Source organism: Nannocystis pusilla (genome assembly GCF_026626665.1).
Lineage (GTDB): Bacteria > Myxococcota_A > Polyangia > Nannocystales > Nannocystaceae > Nannocystis > Nannocystis pusilla.
In genome coordinates this window covers 969,182-987,809 of the sequence record NZ_JAPNKE010000002.1, presented here as the reverse complement: position 1 = coordinate 987,809, position 18,628 = coordinate 969,182, and the positions used below count along the sequence as shown (strand labels likewise).

Genomic DNA, 18,628 nt, shown 5'->3' with positions numbered 1-18,628 from the left:
CCGACGGACCTCGCCCCCGCCGCGCAGCCCGGCCAACGACATGCCCTCGAAGACATGTCTAAAAAGACATGTCGATCGCGCGGCCGTCAGCTCGGGTAGAGCCGGCGGATCTCGAACCCGTCGCGCAGATCCGACACCGAGTTGTACCTCGAGGACAGGTTTAAAAGACATACCGCTTGTGCGACTTCGGCGCCCCGAAGATCACCGGGCAGGCCTGCCGCAGGCCGCTCGAGAAGAACCCCTCCTCGTCGCGGTCGTGGCCGTGGATCACCAGCGACACCGGCACCGCGCTCGCCGACACCCGCGCCAGCAGCCGCGCCGTCACCTCGTCGCGCTGGCCGTAGCTGCACAGGAACGTCGCCAGCAGGTGGCGGCGGTACGGGTCGTTGTCGCGAGGCGACAGCCGCACCCCGTCGAGGTCGTCGAACTGTTGCAGGCGGTCGTCCGGCGAGCCGTGCGACAGCAGCACCCCGCACGGCGCCGCGATCGCCAGCAGCGCCGGCTCGAACAGCGCCCGCAGGTCGGCCAGCTGCGCCGGCGTGCAGCGGCCCTCGAGCGCCGCGACCTCGTCGGTGTGAAACTTCGCCGTCCGCGGCCCGCCGACGTGCCCGTGGTCGTGGTTGCCGAGCACGTAGTGGACCCGACCCGGGTAGGCGCGCTGCAGCTCGAGGATCGCCGCCACGATCTCGGCGGACATGTCCGAATAGTCATACAGCTCGGGCCGGCGGCCGCGCGCCTCGTCGCTGGGCCCGTGGACCGTGTCCCCGAGGATCGCCCAGTGCGTCGCCGGCTCCGTCGCCGAGGCCGCCAGGAAGTGCTCGCGCAGCGCCAGAAAGTCGGCCCAGCAGCCGTGCAGATCCGTGCTGACGATCAACGCGCCGCGCGACGGCAGAATCACGGTCCTGCGCCTCATCTTCGCGGCGCCGATGATACACGAGACCGCTTGAGGAGGCCGCCACTCGAGCGACCGCGCGGCTCCGCGCCCGCATGGGCGCTCGCCATGGAAGAGGCCGATGCAAGCTCGTGGACGATCGCAGAGGGCTGCACACCACGAGCGCATGCGCACTGCCGCCGCGACTTCGGCTTCGCCTGGCCACTGCGCCGGCGATCCGTGTCGTGCTCGTCCCTCTGCGACGTCGACGAGCTCACGCCGCGTAAATAACGGTTCGACGCGCCCTGAATATCGACCCCGCGAGGACTCGCAGTCAGCGATGCCAGCGCGACCACGACCTGCGATCGCACCTGAACGACGCGTGGTTTGCGATTTGACGTCGCTCCCGATCGTAGCGACCTCTCCACCTCCTCGACGCACGCCGACGCACCGACCGCTGCAGCGCATCGCGAACTCGTCGCCGCGTGAGCGCTCGCGGGTCGCCATCCGATCTCGGCGCTCACGATCGTACGAGCGCCGATCTCCCGGCCTCTCGCATCCTCACCCACGACGCACCTCCGGGCGCCGCGCCGACTGCCGAGCCTCGTGTCGTTGCGTCGGCCTCCGCGCCGTGCGGCGACGAGCGTACGACGCGCGCTCGCCCTGCCGTCGCGCTCGTCCTCCGCTGGGCCCCGCGCACCGACAGCAGCGCCATGGCGACTACTTGTCCGCGCCGGCGGCCCCGCGCTATCCTCGCGGCCGTGCGAACCGCCGCGCGAGTGGGCCTGTGCGTCGTGCTGTTCGGCCTCGGGAGCGCCTTCATGGCCTGCTTCAAGGCCGACTTCTTGCTCGGCGCAGTGTGCAACCGCGACGACGCGTGCGGCCAGGACCAGGGCCTGTGCTGCTCCGGGTATCGCTGCCGACCGGCGCCCGAGCACTGCGAGCGCGGCGAGAACCAGGACACCGGCTACACCCTCGCCTACGCCCCCTGCGACGACGACGAGGAGTGCCACGCCTACGGCATGCCGCGCTGCGTCCACCGCGACGGCGCGGAGCGGGCTTCTGCGCCGACCTGTGCGAGGGCATCGCCAGGAATTGCGAGAAGCACCCGAACTCCGACAGCCGCGTCTGCCTCGACGTCGACGGCCAGCCGCTGTGCGCGCTCCGTTGTTGCAGCGCCGGGTGTGTCGCTGACACCGACGCCAGCAGCTGCGTCGGTCAGGAAGATTGTCCCGCTCCCTGCCCCTCCGAGATGGAGTGCCTGGACGACGTATGCGTGCCGGCCAAGAAGTCGCAGTGATCGCCCGGCCGCCTCGTCTGCGGCGCGCCGCCACCGACGCGCGCCTCCAGCCCCCTGCGTCCACTCCCGCCCCGCCCCCGCCTCGCGGGTCGAACGGGCCGGCCCGCCTCCTCGCAGCCGGTCTCGCCATCTACCTGTCCTTCGAGACAGCCACCGCCCGCGCCGCCGTCCCCGCCGCGGCTGACCTGTCCTTCGAGACACCTGCCTCGCGCGCCTTCACGGCCTCGATCGCGCTCCCCTCGTCGCGCGAGGCGCCCGCCGTGAGCGGCGCGTTCGCCCCGCGCTTCCTGTCAGCGACGCTCCTCGCCGACCTGTCCTTCGGACCACCCGCCCCGTCGCCCCGCGACCTCGCCTACGAGCAAGGCCAGGCGGCCAAGGAGGCCGGCGACGACGCGCGCGCCGCCGAGGAGTTCGCCCGCGCCTACCGCCTCACCCCGGCCGAGGAGACCGGCCCGCGGCTGATGCTCCTGCGCGAGAGCGTCGACGCCCGCCTGCGCGCCCACCAGCGCGGCGGCGGTGCGCGTGAACAGCTCTGTCCCGCCCGCGGCTTGCTGCGCGAGCACCTCGCCGGCGCCGCCCCCCTGGCCGACGAGCGCGCCCGCCTGGACCGCATCGACCAGGGCCTCGGCGCCGTCGACTGCGACGCCCCCGAACGACCGGCCCCCAGGACCCCGCGCCGAGCCAACCTGTCCCCGAGGACAATCCGCCAGCCTCCCCGCGACCTGTCCCTCCAGACATCTCACCTGTCCCTCCGGCCACCTCGCCCGCGACCGCCGCCCCGCCACGAGCTGTCCCCGGAGACATGTCCTCCGCGCCACGCCGGCCGACCCGGCCCGGCCGGGCGCTCCGGATCGCCGGCGCGACCGTGCTCGGCGTGGGCGCGGCGGCGCTCGTGCCCATGGGCGTCGGGATCGCCCTCGCCCGCGACGCTACCCGCGACGGCCGCCGCGTCTGCTGGGGCATGGACATCGCCTGCGACGGCGGTGATAACCCCGAGGTGCGGGAGATCCTGGAGCGCGGCTACGACGCCGACAAGCTGGTCCGGATCGCCGCGCCGATCGCCGGCGTCGCCCTGCTCACCGGCCTCGTCCTGCTCAGCGTCGGCCTCGCCGTCCGCGGCCGGGCGCCCGTCGCCGTCGCCCCGCGCCTCGGCCCGGGCAACCTCGGCATCGGGCTCCAGGGCCGCTTCTGACGGCCCCCGCGGCCGCGCGTGTTAGACTCGGGCGCCGCAGGCGACGCGTGGACGAGGCAGGCGACAGCACGTTCCCGATTGGCCCGAGCTGCGGCGCCTCTTCACCTACGACGAGCTCGTCGGCAAGGTCCTGCAGGGTCGTTACGAGGTCGTGCGCCGGCTCGGCGCCGGCGGCATGGGCGTGGTGTTCCTCGCCCGCCACGTCCACCTCGACAAGCTGTTCGCGCTCAAGATCATCAGCGCGCGCTACCTCGACGAGCCCGAGATCGGCCGCCGCTTCCTGCTCGAGGCCCAGGCCGCGTCGAAGATCGATCACCCCAACGTGGTCGGGATCACCGACTTCGGCCCGCCCGAGGCCGGCCCGACCTTCTTCGTCATGGAGTACCTGGAGGGCGAGGACCTCGCCCGCACGCTCGCGCGCGAGGGCCCGCTGGCCTGGCCCCGCGCGCTCCACGTCGTCACCCAGATCGCCCGCGCCCTCGCGGCCGCCCACCAGCGCGGCGTCGTCCACCGCGACATCAAGCCGCAGAACTGCGTCCGCGTCGAACGCGACGGCGACCCCGACTTCATCAAGGTCCTCGACTTCGGCCTCGCCAAGATCCTCTCCGGCACGGCCAAGAGCACCTGGACCGTCGGCGGCTCGCCCGGCTACATCGCCCCCGAGATCTACCGCGGCGGCCGCACCGACCACCGCGTCGACATCTTCGCCCTCGGCGTCGTCCTCCACACCCTTTTGCTCGGCCGCCTGCCGGCCCAGGCACCCGGCGATGTCGAGATGCCGCCGCACGCCCCCGTGCTGCACGGCGCCGACCTGCCCGGGCCGCTGCGGGCGATCATCGACCGCGCCACCGCCGAAGACCCCGAGCGCCGCTACCCGTCGGCCGACGCGCTCCTCGCCGCCCTCGCCGACGCCCGCGCCGCGCTCGATCGCCCCTCCGGACATGTTTTTAAAGACATGACCGATCGGCCACGCGATCGCCCGGCCCGCCGCGGCCTGTTGCTCGCCGCCTCGTTCGGCGGCGCGCTGGCCGTGGCCGCCGTCGCTGTCAGCATGCGCGAGGCCTCGGGCGACGCCGCCGGTCTTACGCGCGTCGACACGACCGCCGACCCGAACGCGGCGCCGGCCGCCGCGGAGCCCAATGACGCCGGCGCGGCGCCGACCTCCAGCCCCCTCCCAGGCGCGGCAGAGGGCCGCGCTCCCGCGAGCTCCCTCGCGCCTGCCTCCGGCGCAGCGACCACGGTCGCAACCGCGAGCCCCTCCCCGGACGCGGCGGCAAGGACCACGCTTCCGCGGGACCGCTCGCGCCTGCCTCCGACGCTGCGACAGATGGCGCTGCGAGTCTCGCCTCGCCCGCTCCGGCGATCCCGCCGTCCGCCGCCCAGGCGACCGACGCCCGGGAGGGCGCGACTTCTTCACCAGACCTCAAGGACATGTCCGAGAAGACATTGCCCAAAGCCCCTGTCGCAAGCGCCAGCAGCGCTCGCCCGCCGAAGCCGCTCGCCCCGTTCGACCCGGCCGCCGCGCGGGCCCGGCTCGAGCGCCGCGCGGCCGACGTCCGCGCCTGCAAGGCCGACTCGAGCTTCCGCACCATGACCGCCACCGTCCGGCTCGCCGGCACCGTCACCGTCTCCCCGCGCGGCCAGGCCACGGTCGTCCTCCCGCCCGGCTACGACGTGAGCCCCTGCCTCGAACGCCTGGTCGCCGGCACCCGCTTCCGCCCCAGCCTCGACGGCGGCGAGTTCGCCTTCACCTTCCTGCTCTGACGCGGCCTGGATCGGCTCTTCCCGCCACGAAATCGACCTGTCCCGGAGGACATACGCTCGGCCTCCTCCCACGGGGTCTCGCGCCCGCCGCTCGCCGGGCCGAGCCGTCGCCGGGTCCGAAATCACCTGTCCTCGAGGACATCCCACCGCGAGGGCCCTCTCGTCGCGGCTCAGCGCCGACCCGGCGCGACGAGCACCGCAGGCCTCCGCCTCACCCCGGCGCCGGGCCCAGCCCCATGCGCGCCAGCGGGCGTCGAGGCGCTCCTTGGCCACCCGTAGCCGGCTCTTCGCGGTGTTCTTGGGGATCTCGTACACCGCCGCGATCTCGGCGCTCGTCATCTCCTGCGCGTAGCGGAGCTCGAGCAAGATCTGCAGGTCGAGCGGCAGCTTGCGCAGCGCCGCCGACAGGCGCTCGAGCTTCGCGTGGGCCGAGACCAGCCGGCTCGGCGACGGCGACAGATCTTCGATCGACGACAGGCTCGGGTCGAACTGGGCCGCGCGGGTCTTCTTGCGGTAGTGGGCGAACAGCACGAAGCGGGCCGTCCCGTAGAGATAAGCGCGGAAGCTCGCCGCGATCGGCTCGCCGGCCACGACCTCCTCGCCGGGCACGACGAAGCGGTCGCGCGCGTGCGTCAGCGCCTCCCACGTCTGCTGCGCCAGGTCGTCGACCTCGAAGTCGCGCGCCTTGTCGGCGAAGAAGCGGACCACCTGCGGCCCGTAGTGGCGCACCAGCCCGTCGCCCGCGCGCGCGTCCCCGGCCCGCCAGGCCGCCAGCAGCGCAAGGTCCTCGTCGTTGCGGGCCATCGCCGCCGCGCGCGGGCCCCCGGCCTCGACCTGGTCTTCGGGTCTGGTGGACTTCGGCATGCGGGGCGGGTCGCGGATCGCACGACCCGCCCCGGCCTCCAAGGGCCTCTCGCTCAGCCCCCGGCCAGCGCCGCGCTGATCTCGCCCACCGCCGACACGCTCCCGCTCAGCGCGCCCGAGCCGCTCTGGATGAGCGTGCCCACGCTCTCGAGCTCGGCCACCGCGCAGAGGATCCCCACCTTCGCCCGCAGGCTGGTGTCGCTCGCGAAGTCGGCCTGCACCGAGGTCACCAGCCCCACCGCCGCGTCCCCGAGCCCGGTCCCCGCCTCGAGCACCAGCTTCGCGCGGGCGCTCGCGGCCAGCAGACCGGCGTAGCGCAGGCGGAAGCCCTCGACCCACGCCTTGAACTTGGCCCGCTCGACATCGTCCTCGAAGTCTTCATGCCACTGCCACAGGATCTCGAGCGACGGCGGCGTGCACTGGGCCTGCATCTTCGCCTCGGCCTCGACGCTCGCCTCGCACTCGGCCTTGGCCTTCGGCGGCACCACCTCGCCGTCGCACGAGCCGTTGCACTCGGCGCTGGCGTCGGCCGCCGCCTGGCAGCGCACCTCCGCTCCCGCCTCGCACTGGCCGCTCGGCGCCTCGTACTCGCACGAGCCCTGACAATTGCCGTCGCACGTGGCGCCGGCCTTGAGCTCGCACGTGCCCATGCACTCGCCCGTGCACTCGCCCGCGCACTGGCCGTCGGGCCCGGTCACGCTGCACCCCGTACTGCACTCGCCGTTGCAGGTGCCGTTGCACTTCAAATCGTTCGTCAGCTCGCAGGTGCCGGTGCAGGAGCCGCTGCACTGCAGGTTCGGCGCCGTGCCCTTGCACATCACCTTGGCCGACACGTCGCAGCTGGCCGAGGCGCTGGCGTCGACCGTGCAGGTGCCCTTGCACTCGACCGAGGCCATGCCCGGATCGATCTCCGCGTCGCACTTCGCCGACGCATCGATCGCCACCTTCGCGTCGACGGTGCAGCGCGGCGGCGCGTACTTCACCTTGAGCCCGCCCTCGATCGCGCCCGAGAACTTGGCCGAGAGCGCCGCCCGGATGTCCGCCGCGCTCGCGCCCGCGTCGAGCTCGAGCGACACCGCGAGCGCCCGCAGCTCCGCGTCGACCCCGGCCTTGACCTCGAGCGCCGCCTTGTCGAACCCGACCACCGCCGCGAAGAAGCTGTCGACGCTGGCGAATCCCGTGATGGAGGCGTTGCCCTCGGCGAGCCCTTGCTCGGGGCACTGCAGGCCGCAGATGTCGGTCGCGGGGTTGTCCTCACAGCCGGCAGTGATGGTCGCGAGGAGGCCGATAGCGAGGGTGGAACCAGAGATATTTCGGAACATGTTCTTTGTCTCCTGTCTCAAAAGACTTGTCGTCGAGGCGCACCTGACCTGACCCCGAGGCCAGGCGATGGAGGTCGATCGCCCGGCCCGGATCGCAGGCGCCGGTCTTGCGCGTTCGGCCCAGAGGTGTCGCTACCCGCCCCGGGGATCGGATTTTTTTCGCGCCCCCTCAAAAGCCCGCCGCGCGAATCCGCGCAACCGGCGAATTCAGCCGATTCGTGGCTAGTATCTGACGATCTGAGCCCTCGCCCGCTCACTCCGCGAGCGTCACCGTCGGCCGGAACGTCGGCGCCCGGCGAGCGCGCGTCTTCTGTTCGAACAAACGCTCCTCTCGCCCGCGTTCACTCCGCGAGCGTCACCGTCGGCCGGAACGTCGGCGCCCGGCGAGCGCGCGTCTTCTGTTCGAACGCGTAGCCCATCGCCAGCAGATCGGCCTCGCCGCGCGGCTTGCCGAGGAACGCCAGCCCCACCGGAAGCCCGTGGATCTCCCCCATCGGCACGGTCAGGCTCGGCGTCCCCGCCACCGCGGCCGCCCCGAAGCTGCCCCCGCCGATCCTGTCCCCCAGGACAGGGTCCGTCGGCCAGGCCGGGCCCATCGCCGGCGCGACCACGGCGTCGAGCCGGTGCGTCGTCAACGTCGCCCCCAGCCCCTCGTCCCACGCCAGCCGCCGCGCGGCGGACCGCGCCGCCGCGTACGCCGGCGCGTCGAGCCCGTCCTTCGCCTGCGCCTGCTCGAGCACGTCCTGCCCGAACCACGGCATCACCGCGCGCGTGCTCGCGGTTCCACGCGATCAGCCCCGCGAGCGACGACACCGGCGCGCCCGACTCGCGCAGGTAGCGGTCGAGCCCGTCCTTGAACTCGTACAGCAGCACCTCGAACTCGTGCTCGCCCCATTGCTGCCACGTCGCGATCTCCACCGGATCGATCAGCTCCGCCCCGGCCGCGCGCAGCGACGCCAGCGCCTGCTCGGTGATCGCGTCGAGCCGCGGGTCGGCGCCCATCGCCTGGCGCAGCACGCCGATCCGCTTGCCCCGCAGCGCCCCCGCGTCGAGCCCGGCGGTGTAATCACCTGTCCCTTCGGTCATCCCGTTCAGCAGCAGCGCCGCGTCCCGCACCGTGCGCGCCATCGGCCCCGCCGTGTCCTGTGTCGCCGAGATCGGGATGATGCCCGCGCCGGGGATGAGGCCCACCGTCGGTTTGAGCCCGACGAGCCCCTGGATCGCCGACGGACAGAGGATGCTGCCGTCGGTCTCGGTGCCGACGCCGACCGCGGCGAGGCTCGCCGCGATCGCGGCGCCGGTGCCCGAGCTCGAGCCGCACGGGTTGCGATCGAGCGCGTACGGGTTCTTCGTCTGCCCGCCGCGGCTGCTCCAGCCCGACGTCGAGTCGCTCGCGCGGAAGTTGGCCCACTCGCTGAGGTTCGTCTTGCCGAGGATCACCGCCCCGGCCGCGCGCAGGCGCGAGACCAGCGGCGCATCGGCCCGCGGTCGGTGCTCCGCCAGCGCCAGCGAGCCGGCCGAGTTGACCATCCCGGCGACGTCGATGTTGTCCTTGATGAGCACCGGGATCCCGTGGAGCGGCCCCCGCACTCGCCCCTGCGCGCGTTCACGATCGAGCGCCTCGGCCTCTGTACGTGCATGCGGGTTCACCTCCACGACCGCCGCCAGCGCCGGGCCCGCGTCGTCGATCGCCGCGATCCGCTCGAGGTACGCCGCCGTCAACGCTGCGGACGACAGCACCCCGGTCTGCATCCGTCGCTGCGCCTCTGCCAGCTCGAGCTCGATCACGTCGATCGGCACGCGCGTCGCAGGGGACCTCGTCTTGTCGCCGTGTACACAACTCGAACACAGCAGCGCGACGACGAGGGCCAGCGAGCGACGCATCGACCGCAGCTTATCCGCGGCGCGCGAGCTTGACGATGGCGCGGGCCCAGCGGACTCTGCCATGAGGAGGTGAATCATGGCCGACCGCAAGCCGATTGAACCGCTGGCGATGTTCGACTCGATCGTCGTCATCGACGCCACCCCGCTGCTCGGCGAGCCCCAGGCGACGGCCGCCGGGCTCGCCCGCGAGCCCGACGTTCCCCTGCCCCGCGCCGCCCCGCCCGAGCGGCTGTCGCACGCGCACCTGCTCGATCTCCTGCGGCGGGTCGAGGGCGTCGACATCAAGCGGCTCGATCGTGGCGACGACCTGCGGGCCAGCGATCTGCGCCTCTCGCCGCGCCGGCCCTACATCGACGGCCGCGGCCACCTCGACTTCCACGGCGCGCGCGTCCTCGGCGGCGACTCCGACCTGGCCCACTTCACCGACGACGACCCCGAGCTGGCGCGCGTGGAGATCTGGCTCAAGGGCCTGGTGCCCGGCGGCTCCTATCTGGCCCAGCTCCGCCTGTCGGGGCCGAGCAGCGGCCGGTTCCGCGTCCGCGGCAGCGACACCGGCGGCGAGATCGAGTTCGCCGCCGGCCCGGGGCTCACCGTCCTCGTCGTGCTTCACGACATCCAGCACGAGCTGTCCCTGCTCGCCGTCGAGGCGACGGGTGCGCCAGCTGGACCTTCTACGACATCAGCTTCACGCCGCTGTGAACATCCTGAGGGACATGTTCCATGCGACATGTTCCTTGCGCCATCGCGTGGCCTCGCGGCCCCAATCGCGCCGGTCCCGCCCCCGGTGGCGCTGCGACGCGCGCTCGGCGATACTGCCGGCCATGAAGGCCACCATCCGCACACCCCTCGCGTTCTTGGTCCTCCTGCTCGCCTGCGACTCCGCTGCCGAAGGCAACGGCAAGGTCGAGGCGAAGGCCGACGTCAAGGCCGACGCCAAGGCCGACATCAACCTCGACGCCAAGGCCGTCGCCGACGCGGCCGCCAAGGCCCAAGCCGAAGGCGACGCGAAGGCCGAGCTGGCCGCCGACGCGGCCGCGCAGGTCACCGTCCCGCCGCTCAAGGCCGTCGCCGACGTCGAGGCCGCGATCGGCACCAAGGTCGCGCTCAAGCCCGCGGACCTCGACCTCAAGGGCGTCGTCGACCTGCTGGCGAAGGGCGAGATCAAGACCGCCGCCGAGCTCGAGCTGTTCCTCAACGCGCCGGGCGCCGCCGCCCACCGCGTCGACTTCGACGCCGACGGCAAGCTCGACTACCTGCAGGTCGTCGAGATCCGCGCGGGCGCGGGCGTCGACTTCGAGCTGCGGGCCGTGCCCTCGAGCAAGCTCGACGCCTCGCTCGCCGTCCTGGTCGCCACCATCGGCACCCTGCGCGCCGAGGCCGAGGGCGCGCTCAAGGTCGTGGCCAGCTACTCGGCGGCGGTCGAGGGCGGCGCCGACTTCAAGTTCGAGCGCGGCTTCGATGCCGACTTCAAGGCCGACGGCGTCGTCCTGGCCGACGCGGGCGCCGGCGCCTTCTTCGGCTGGGCCCTCGACGTGCGCCGGCCCGCGTACGTCAGCGCCCACGTCTCGCCGGTCGACATCCAGATCGGCGCCGACGGGGCCGCGCAGTTCGCCGGCGACGTCTCGGCCTCGCTGGCCGCCGCTCACCTCGCGGCCCTGCGCGCCGCGGTCAAGGTCGAGGCGCTGGCGCTCGCCGCCGTCGACGTGCCGAAGATCGACGTCACCCCGCCCAAGGTCGACGTCAAGGGTGTCGCCAAGGCCAAGGGCGGCATCGACCTCGACCACTCGGCCAAGGCCGAGGCTCGGTCAAGGTCGGCTCGGGCGGCGGCGTCAACGTCGGCAGCGGCGGGATCAAGGTCGGCGGCAGCGCCGGCATCTCGGTCGGCGGCGGCGGCGGCGTCTCGGTCGGCGGCGGCGGCAGCGGCAAGGCCAAGGCCGGCGCCGGCATCAAGATCGGCAAGTGATCGCGGCCTGCGCTTCGGGCATGTCCTCGCGGACATGCCTCCGAGGACATGCCCCTTCGCCCATGTCCCGCCGATCTAGCCCATGATCCGCCGGACCAGCAGGTCGAACAGGATGCTGAGCGCGTCGAGGGCCGACTGGCCCTTGCGGCGCGACCACTCGGTGTAGCGGATCGTCACCGGCACCTCGACGAAGCGCAGGCGCAGGCGGCGGATCTCGTGCAGGATCTCCGACGCGTGCGCCATCCGGTTCTGCGTGATCCGCAGCGCCCGCGCGGCCGCGGCCGTGAACGCGCGCAGGCCGTTGTGCGTGTCGGTGATGTCGAGGCCGGCCGCCACCCGCGTGAACGCGGTCGCCAGGCGCAGCACCACGCGGCGGCTCTCGGGCATCCCCACCGTGCCGCCGAGGAAGCGCGAGCCGAGCGCGACGTCGGCGCGGCCCTCGGCGAGCGGGGCCACGAGGGCCGCGACGTCTTCGGCGCGGTGCTGGCCGTCGCCGTCGAAGGTGACGACGTAGTGGGCGCCGCGGGCGAGCGCCAGGTCGATGCCGGTCTGCAGGGCCGCCCCCTGGCCGAGGTTGACCGCGTGGCGCACCACGGTCGCGCCGGTGTCGCCCAGGCGCGCGGCGGTGTCGTCGCTCGATCCGTCGTCGACCGCGATCACGTGCGGCCAGGCGCGCAACAGCTCGGCCAGCACCTCGCGGATCACCGGCCCCTCGTTGTAGCAGGGCACCACGATCGTCACTTCCGCGGGCGAGGCCGGCGACATCGGCCGGCATTGTCGGGCCGCGAGGGCCGCGAAGCAATCGCCGCGGAGTGGAGGTCGACCCCGGCCTCGGCGCTGCGAACCCGTGGACGCGGCGAGCCGACCCGCCCACCGCGACCGCGGAGCCATCGCCGCGAGCGCAGAGGGTGGCAGCGGCCTCGACCTCGGGCGCTGCCTCGGCGACCGCGACTCATCGCCACGACCGCGGCGAACACCGCGGCGGTTTGTACCCTCGCCACCCGTCGCTCCGCTCGCTGGCGGCGAATTGACATCCGTCACCGCGCGCCCGATGCTCCGGCGACCGCGGGCGTCCATGGCGATCCAGTTCGTGCTCATCGGCGGCAGCCTCGCCCTCCTGTTCCACTTCTTCGTGCGAGCGCGGCGGCGGCCGGTGCAGAAGCTGGCGATGACCGTGGTGTTCGCCGCCATCATCTTCCTGGTGATCTTCCCCGACGTCTCGACCTGGTTTGCGAACCGCGTCGGCGTCGGCCGCGGCGTCGACCTCGTCTTCTATCTCAGCTCGCTGGTGCTGCTGTTCCTGTGCTTCAACCTCTACCTCGGGCAGAAGGCGCTCGAGGATCGCCTGACGATCGTCGTCCGCGAGCTCGCGCTGCAGCCTCACCGCCCGCGGCCCGACGCGCCGGCTGAAATGCGCGCGGAGCCGTGACCGCGGCGCGCCGCCTCCTCGCGGGGCTCGGCCTCGCCTGCCTCTACGCGGGCGTGTTCCTCGCGTTTCACCCCGCGATCCTCCGCGGCGAGGCCTTCCTCGGCTGGGACGCCGTCAACGAGCACTGGGGCGACCTGCTCGTCCCCGTGCACGCCCTGCGCGCCGGCGAATGCCGCTGTGGAACCCTTTGAGCGCGGCGGCTACGACTTCCTCGCCGACCCGCAGACGGGCGTGCTCTACCCGTTCAATTGGCTGGTGTGGCTCGGCGCCGCGGTGTTCGGCGAGGGCCCGTGGGTGGTCCTGTTCAAGGCGTTGCTGCACGTCGCCATCGGCGGCCTCGGGACTCATTTGCTGCTCGCGCGGCTCGGCCTCTCGCGCTCCGCCAGCACGTTCGGCGGCCTCGCCTTCGTGCTCTCGGGTCGGGTCGCCAAGGCCAAGGACTCGGCCGGCCTGTGGTCGCCGGTGTGGCTACCGTGGCTGGTGCTCACCGGCCTCGAGCTGGTGCGTCGGCCCTCGCCGCGCAGCGGCCTGGCCTTTGGGGCAGCCACCGCCATGGCCTTCCTCTCCGGCTACCCGCCCAACTTCTTCCGCGACCTCGTCGGCCTCGCCCCCGTGCTGATCGTCGCGCTCGTCCTCGTGGTCCGCGGCCTCCCGACCGCGCGGCGTCACCTCGCGCGGGTCGCCGCCGCCGGTGCCGTGGCGGTCGCCGTCGTCATGGGCCTGGCCCTGCCGAGCATCGTCGCCACCCTCGCGTGGCTGCCCGAGACCGTGCGCGAGCAGCTCAGTTTCGCCGAGGTCGTCTACTCGACCGCGCGTCCGCTGCACCTGTTCGACGCCCTCGCCCCCGGCACCTGGCGCGAGGGCGCGCCCGTCCACTACCTCGGCGCCATCGCCCTGCTGCTCGCGGTGTTCGCGGTCCGCCGCGACGCCCTGCGGATCACCTACGCCGCCTGCGCCCTGCTCTTCTTCCTGCTCGCGTGCGGCGACGGCTCCTTCCTCCTGCCCTTCCTCGCCCGCCACGTCCCCGGCTTCGGCCTGTGGCGGATCCCCGCCCAGTACTTCTTCGGCTTCGCCTTCTTCGTCGCCGTCCTCGCCGCGCACGGCTTCGACGACCTCGTGCGCGCCGAACCGGCGCGCCGGCGCGCCCTCGCTCGCCGCCTCGTCCTCGTGTTCGCGCCGGCCTGCCTCGGCCTGCTCGTCGCCCTCGCGTGGAGCCGTGCGCCGACGAGCACCGGCCTCGGCGCGCTGTTCATCGCGCTCGGCGGCGCGTGCCTCGGCGGCCTGCTGAGCGCGCGACAACGGCTGCGCCGCGCGGCCGCGCCCGCGGCGATCGTCGTGGCCCTGCTCGAGCTCAAGGTGCAGGCGCGGCAGATCCACGAGATCGCCCAGCGGCCGCCCGATCTCGCGCGCGACGCTGCCCTCGCGCGCCTGGACGACCGCGTCGGCTGGCGTGTCGCCGACGACGAGCACTACCGCTGGCGCGTCGGCGCGCGCCTCGACGTGCGCGACATCTTCGGCCGCAACAGCACCCTCGTCACGCGCCGCTGGCGGGCCTTCGCCGCGCGCGCGCGAGCACGCCGGCCTGCTCGCCGCCGCCAACGTGCGCTGGTACGCCGGCGGGCATCGGGCCGCCGTCCAGCGCACCGCCGCCGGGCGGTCGCGCTGGATCCCCGGCCAGCCGGTCGAGCTGCTGCAGGCCGCCCCGCTGGCCTACTGGACCGCGCGGGTCGAACTCGTCGAGCGCGAGGAAGACGCCCTCGATCGCCTGACCGCCCTGCCGCCCGGCAGCGCCGCGGTGCTCGAGGCGCCGCACCTCGGTTCCGACGACGCCGCCGCGCTCGCCGACCTGCGACCCGAGCACGCGCCGGTGCCCGCGGTCCTCGACGTCTTCGCGCGCAACCGCCTCGCGCTCACCGTCGACGCCCCTGCCGCCGGCGTGCTGGTGGTGAACGAGGCCTGGGGACCCGGCTGGACCGCGCGGGTCGACGGCGCGCCGGCAACGGTGCTGCGCGCCAACTACCTGTTCCGCGGCCTGCTCGTCGGCCCGGGCCGGCACACGGTCGAGCTCGAGTACGGCCCCCCGCGCCTGCGCGCCGCGCTGGCCGTCTACGCGGTCACTGCCCTGCTGGTGCTCGGCGGGCTCGTGTGGCTGCCCCGAAGGGCAGGTCCATGAGGACATGTCCTCATAGACATGCCTCTACGAGCATGTCCAAAGAGCCATCGGACCAAGGCGGCTTCGCTCGCGGCGAGCTCCGCGACCGTTGAAGATCGACCGGGCTGCAGGCCGTCGCAGGACGAGGCAGCTGCGAGCACCGGCTCGCCGGCGGGCGCCACGAGCCGAGGCCCGCGGCGCGGGCCGCGGGCCTCTCATGACATGTCCGCCAGGACATGTCCTCCGGTTCACCCGCCGGCCAGCGTCTCGAGGACCGTGCGGATCTCGGCCAGATCGGGGTCCGCGGGCAGGGCCGCCTCGGCGACGGCGAGGACCGCGAGCGCCGGCGCGAGCGTCGCCGCCTCGGGCGCCTCGCGGTAGGCCTTGAGGCCCTCGGCGTAGGCGAACACCGCGGCGCCCTTCTTGAGCAGCGGCGACTCGGCGGCCACCGACTCCTGGATCTTTTTGACGACCTCGGTCTCGCGCTCCTCGAACGTGATCGGGTCCTTCCAGCGGACGGCGACCTTGAACTCGGCGGCCTCGTCGACCAGCGCGGGCGCGCAGGTCGCGACGGTCTGGTGGAACACCATCGCGTCGTTGGGCGCCAGGTGCTGCGGCTCGATCTCCGCGGGGTCGGCCGAGTACTCCTCGCCGCTGAACTTGACGATCGAGAAGCCCGGCGGCATGTCGAGGCGCACCCGCACGTCGCGGACCGCGACCGCCATGGTCTGGACGAAGCGCTCGCCGAACATCTTGTGGGCCTCGTCGACCGACGGGATGAACAGCGACGCGCCGCGGCCGACGTCGGTGACCGTGTCCATCAGCTCGTCGTTGTACGTGTCGGGCGTGCCGACGCCGACGCCGACCAGGTAGATGCCGTCCTTGTCCTGGCTGCCGGCGCCCTCCGAGATGATGTCGATGTCGGTCACGCCCGCGTTGGCCCCGCCGTCGCTGATCAGCACCACGCGGTTGATCCGCGCCGCGTCGAACTGCGCGTGTGCCAGCTCGTAGCCGGCCGTGAGCCCGCCGTTGAGGTCGGTGCCGCCGCCGGCCTCGAGCGCGTCGCACAGCGCGACCAGCTCGGGGTCGCCCGCCTTCGTCACCTTGTACTTCGTCATCTTCACCGCGTTGACGGTGTCCCAGCCGACCGCCGACACGATGTCGCCCGCCCGCAGGCTGCCGGCGATCGTGCGGCACACCTCCTGCTGCAGCTCCATCGGCGCGCCGCTCATCGAGCCCGACTCGTCGAGCACCAGCGTCACGTTCATCAGCGGGCGGTCGGCGTTGCTGACCGTCTCGCTGGCGACGCCGATCTGGACCACGTACTGGTCGTCGGGGTCCTCGGCGAAGCGGGCGATCTCCGGCAGCACCGTGACCATCCCCTTCTCCGCGGCCGCGTAGCCGAACGAGTAGTAGTTGAGGAACTCCCACGTCCGGATCGGCACGTAGCTCAGCGAGCCCCACTCGGACAGCACCGCCTCGCGCACCTGCACCGGCGACGACGTCGAGTTCGAGTCGTCGGGCGACAGGTAGAGCACCACGGGGGTCTGGTCGTCGCACGCGGGCTCGCCGGTGCTCGTGCTGTCGTCGCCGGTGGTCGACGCGTCGGAGGTGCTGTCGCCGTCGTCCGGCGGCGGCTGCGGCTCCTCGCCCGTGCCGGTGCTGCCGCCCGGGTCACCGCCGCTGGCGCCGGACGTCGTCGGCGCCCAGCCGCTGGTCGACGCCCCGTCGCCCGAGTCCCAGCCGTCGGTCCCGCCGCCGTCGGTCTCGCCCGGGTTGGCCGAGCCCGAGCCCGGGCCGCTGTCGGAGCCCGGCCCCGTGAGGCCGCCGCTGGCGCCGGAGCCGTCCTGAACGGCGGCGCTGCTACAGGCGCCGGCGAGCGCGGCGAGGAGGGGCAAGGTGAGCGCACCGAGGGTGCGCGGACGTGTCGGCTGCGTAAAGTTAGGGGTCGGCATCGGTCCTCGGCCGCCGCGTATTGCAAGGACAGGGCAACCTGCAATTTCAACCACTTCGCCCCAGCGCTGCGCGCTCCGCCCTGACAGCCGTGTCGCGTTCGCGCCCGGCGCGTCAGCCCCGGACCACCCGAAGATGCCGGCGCAACAATTCGCCGCGCCGCGATGCTCCTCCACGCGGGCCCAGTCGAGCGCGGTGCGGCCGGCGTGATCGCGGATCGCCGGGTCGGCGCCGACCTCGAGCAGCACCGCCGCCGTGCCTTCCTGGCCCGACATCGCCGCGCGCATCAGCGGCGTCTGCCCGCACGCGTTCACGGCCTCGACGTCGGCGCCCGCCAGGCACAGCGCGCGCACCACCTCCGGCACCGGCTCGGTCGCCGCCAGCGCCAGCGGCGTGTCGCCGTTCACGTCGCGCAGCTCGGTCGCCGCGTCGGCCGCCAGCAGCACGCGCACGCTCTCGCGGTGGTCCTGCCAGGCCGCCACGTGCAGCGGCGAGTGGCGGTGGAAGTCGACCGCGTCGACCGGCGCCCCGGCGTAGCACAGCATCGCCGCCACCAGCGCGTGCTCCTGATCGACCGCGAGGTGCAGCGCGGTCCGCCCCTGCACATTGGTCGCGTGCACGTCGGCGCCGCGCGTCAGCAGCTCCTCGACCACCGCCGTGTGCCCGCGGAAGCTCGCCGCCAGCAGGGCCGTCGGCAGCCCCGGCCAGGCCGGGTGACGCGCGTCGACCCGCACGTCCGCGTCCAGCAAGCGCCGCACCTCCGCCAGCTGACCCTCGAGCGCCGCGCGGTGCAGCGCCCACTCGCCGCGCCTGCCGTCCGCGCCCGGCAGCGACTCGAGGAACTCCGGCGCCCGCGTCACCTCGGCCAGCGCCTCTGCCATCGCCCGCGCCGGCTCGTCCGTCCCCGCGGCCTCGATCTGCGCCTCCACGTGCTCCAGCCACGCCTCGATCTCGGCCGGATCGCCGACGCGGGCGAGCAGCGCGAAACCTGTCCCGACGGCCATCCCGCAGCCCTCCGCGTCGTCGCCCGCGCGCCGCAGCGCCAGCGCGCGGCCGATGAGCGCCCGCACCTGCGCCTTCGCGCCCGCCCGCAGCGCCATCTCGGCCCCCGCGGAGTGCAGCCAGGCCGCGTTCTTCGTGGAGATCGACATCACCCGCGGCGGCGGCGTCATCAGCATCGCCACGCCCTCGGCGTCGCGGCCGAGGCGGTACAGCGCGCGGATGTGGTAATCGCGGGCCCACCCGAACTCGATCGGGTCGGTGGTCTCGGCGGCCAAGAGGTCGCGCTCCAGCGCCTGCGCCAGCGGCACGGCGTCGGCGGGCGAGCGCTCGAGCGTGGTGGCGAGCGCGAACATGCGGGTCGGGAAGTCGACGGCGGTCATGCCCGCGACATGAGCACGCCGCGTGCCACTCCCCGCGCCGCCCCGCGTGGCCGCAGGCGTACCGAACATGTCTCAAAACGATCGAGCGCAATGCATCGTTTCGATACGCATGGATTGTTTTGATACACCCGCCTCACCCGCGGCGCGGGCCTCCTCCTGGCCGGCCGCGAGCGAGCTCGGCGTCATGGCAGCCCCACGACCCGCCACGGCGACCCGATCGGCCGCACCGCCGCCCCGCCCCGCCTCTGTGTGCCACTTTCCTCGCGGCGCCGCCCCGCCCGGCGATCTACACTGCCCGCGTGCCTCGCCGCTCGTCCGCGCTCCTCTTCGCCGCCGCGCTCGCCTGCCGCCCCGACGTGTCCCGAGGACAGCCTCGCCGCCAGCCCGAGATCCCGCCGGCCCGCCGCCGACTCCCTCCACGTCTGCGCCTGCGCCCGCATCCGCGCCCGCGCCCGCCGCCGCGCCCGCGGCCGATCCCGAACCGGGTCGGCTGGCCGGCATCACTGCCGCGCACAACCGTCATCGCGCTCAGCTCGACATCGCCCCGCTGAC

14 protein-coding genes and 2 pseudogenes are annotated in these 18,628 nt (G+C 73.5%); 7 read left to right on the top strand and 9 right to left on the bottom strand.

From position 1 onward, the window contains the following. Positions 1-160 precede the first annotated feature (160 nt). Positions 161-898 (bottom strand): metallophosphoesterase, encoded by a 738-nt coding sequence (locus OV079_RS04490; RefSeq protein WP_267766443.1) that lies wholly within the window; start codon positions 896-898, stop codon positions 161-163. Positions 899-1,877: 979 nt separating this feature from the next. Between OV079_RS04490 and OV079_RS04485 the strand changes: the two genes are divergently transcribed. After that, positions 1,878-2,171, top strand: a complete 294-nt coding sequence (locus OV079_RS04485) for a hypothetical protein (RefSeq protein ID WP_267766442.1) — start codon at positions 1,878-1,880, stop codon at positions 2,169-2,171. Positions 2,172-2,461: 290 nt separating this feature from the next. On the opposite strand, the gene OV079_RS04480 is transcribed toward OV079_RS04485, so the two are convergent. After that, positions 2,462-2,734 (bottom strand): hypothetical protein, encoded by a 273-nt coding sequence (locus OV079_RS04480; protein WP_267766441.1) that lies wholly within the window; start codon positions 2,732-2,734, stop codon positions 2,462-2,464. A 239-nt stretch (positions 2,735-2,973) separates the two neighbouring features. On the opposite strand from OV079_RS04480, the gene OV079_RS04475 reads away from it, so the two are divergent. Both OV079_RS04475 and OV079_RS04470 read left to right on the top strand, forming a co-directional pair. Further along, the gene (locus tag OV079_RS04475; RefSeq protein ID WP_267766440.1) at positions 2,974-3,363 is read left to right on the top strand and encodes a hypothetical protein; all 390 of its coding nucleotides are present in this window, start codon (positions 2,974-2,976) and stop codon (positions 3,361-3,363) included. Between the two features lie 151 nt (positions 3,364-3,514). Beyond that, positions 3,515-4,111, top strand: a pseudogene (locus OV079_RS04470) (serine/threonine-protein kinase); the annotation flags it as partial. A 665-nt stretch (positions 4,112-4,776) separates the two neighbouring features. Here the strand turns inward: OV079_RS04470 and OV079_RS04465 are convergent. From OV079_RS04465 to OV079_RS04450, 4 genes and pseudogenes are all read right to left on the bottom strand, one after another. Then, positions 4,777-5,991 (bottom strand): RNA polymerase sigma factor, encoded by a 1,215-nt coding sequence (locus OV079_RS04465; RefSeq protein ID WP_267766439.1) that lies wholly within the window; start codon positions 5,989-5,991, stop codon positions 4,777-4,779. A 53-nt stretch (positions 5,992-6,044) separates the two neighbouring features. Beyond that, positions 6,045-7,313 carry a hypothetical protein gene (locus OV079_RS04460; RefSeq protein WP_267766438.1) on the bottom strand — a complete coding sequence of 423 codons (1,269 nt, stop codon included), beginning with the start codon at positions 7,311-7,313 and terminating at the stop codon, positions 6,045-6,047. Positions 7,314-7,654: 341 nt separating this feature from the next. Continuing rightward, positions 7,655-9,197 (bottom strand): annotated as a pseudogene (locus OV079_RS04455) (amidase). A gap of 10 nt (positions 9,198-9,207) precedes the next feature. Further along, complete coding sequence (locus tag OV079_RS04450; RefSeq protein ID WP_267766436.1) at positions 9,208-9,819, bottom strand: hypothetical protein; 612 nt, start codon at positions 9,817-9,819, stop codon at positions 9,208-9,210. Between the two features lie 199 nt (positions 9,820-10,018). On the opposite strand from OV079_RS04450, the gene OV079_RS04445 reads away from it, so the two are divergent. Further along, the gene (locus OV079_RS04445; protein WP_267766434.1) at positions 10,019-11,239 is read left to right on the top strand and encodes a hypothetical protein; all 1,221 of its coding nucleotides are present in this window, start codon (positions 10,019-10,021) and stop codon (positions 11,237-11,239) included. Here OV079_RS04445 and OV079_RS04440 read toward each other — a convergent pair. Continuing rightward, positions 11,236-11,925: a glycosyltransferase family 2 protein gene (locus OV079_RS04440; RefSeq protein ID WP_267766433.1), complete on the bottom strand. Its 690-nt coding sequence runs from the start codon at positions 11,923-11,925 to the stop codon at positions 11,236-11,238. The genes OV079_RS04445 and OV079_RS04440 overlap by 4 nt on opposite strands. A 310-nt stretch (positions 11,926-12,235) precedes the next feature. Between OV079_RS04440 and OV079_RS04435 the strand changes: the two genes are divergently transcribed. Continuing rightward, the gene (locus OV079_RS04435; protein WP_267766432.1) at positions 12,236-12,589 is read left to right on the top strand and encodes a DUF2304 domain-containing protein; all 354 of its coding nucleotides are present in this window, start codon (positions 12,236-12,238) and stop codon (positions 12,587-12,589) included. Further along, positions 12,586-12,780 (top strand): hypothetical protein, encoded by a 195-nt coding sequence (locus tag OV079_RS04430; protein ID WP_267766431.1) that lies wholly within the window; start codon positions 12,586-12,588, stop codon positions 12,778-12,780. The genes OV079_RS04435 and OV079_RS04430 overlap by 4 nt, the downstream gene beginning before the upstream one ends. 277 nt (positions 12,781-13,057) lie before the next feature. On the opposite strand, the gene OV079_RS04425 is transcribed toward OV079_RS04430, so the two are convergent. Continuing rightward, on the bottom strand, positions 13,058-14,188 hold the full coding sequence (locus tag OV079_RS04425) for a putative sodium/potassium/calcium exchanger (protein ID WP_267766430.1): 1,131 nt from the start codon (positions 14,186-14,188) through the stop codon (positions 13,058-13,060). 1 nt (position 14,189) lies between these two features. Here OV079_RS04425 and OV079_RS55565 point away from each other — a divergent pair, with 1 nt between their 5' ends. After that, positions 14,190-14,762, top strand: coding sequence for a YfhO family protein (locus tag OV079_RS55565; protein ID WP_267766429.1), 573 nt, complete (start codon positions 14,190-14,192; stop codon positions 14,760-14,762). Between the two features lie 227 nt (positions 14,763-14,989). Here the strand turns inward: OV079_RS55565 and OV079_RS04415 are convergent, their stop codons facing one another. Beyond that, entirely contained in the window at positions 14,990-18,076 is a 3,087-nt protein-coding gene (locus OV079_RS04415; RefSeq protein ID WP_267766428.1) for an ankyrin repeat domain-containing protein, read from the bottom strand. Between the last annotated feature and the right edge of the window lie 552 nt (positions 18,077-18,628).

Coding starts and splice junctions, on each gene's coding strand:
- OV079_RS04445 (WP_267766434.1), top strand. CDS start 10,019: ATGAAGGCCACCATCCGCACACCCCTCGCGTTCTTGGTCCTCCTGCTC.
- OV079_RS04465 (WP_267766439.1), bottom strand. CDS start 5,991: ATGCCGAAGTCCACCAGACCCGAAGACCAGGTCGAGGCCGGGGGCCCG.
- OV079_RS04460 (WP_267766438.1), bottom strand. CDS start 7,313: ATGTTCCGAAATATCTCTGGTTCCACCCTCGCTATCGGCCTCCTCGCG.
- OV079_RS04440 (WP_267766433.1), bottom strand. CDS start 11,925: ATGTCGCCGGCCTCGCCCGCGGAAGTGACGATCGTGGTGCCCTGCTAC.
- OV079_RS04415 (WP_267766428.1), bottom strand. CDS start 18,076: ATGACCGCCGTCGACTTCCCGACCCGCATGTTCGCGCTCGCCACCACG.
- OV079_RS04475 (WP_267766440.1), top strand. CDS start 2,974: ATGTCCTCCGCGCCACGCCGGCCGACCCGGCCCGGCCGGGCGCTCCGG.
- OV079_RS04435 (WP_267766432.1), top strand. CDS start 12,236: ATGGCGATCCAGTTCGTGCTCATCGGCGGCAGCCTCGCCCTCCTGTTC.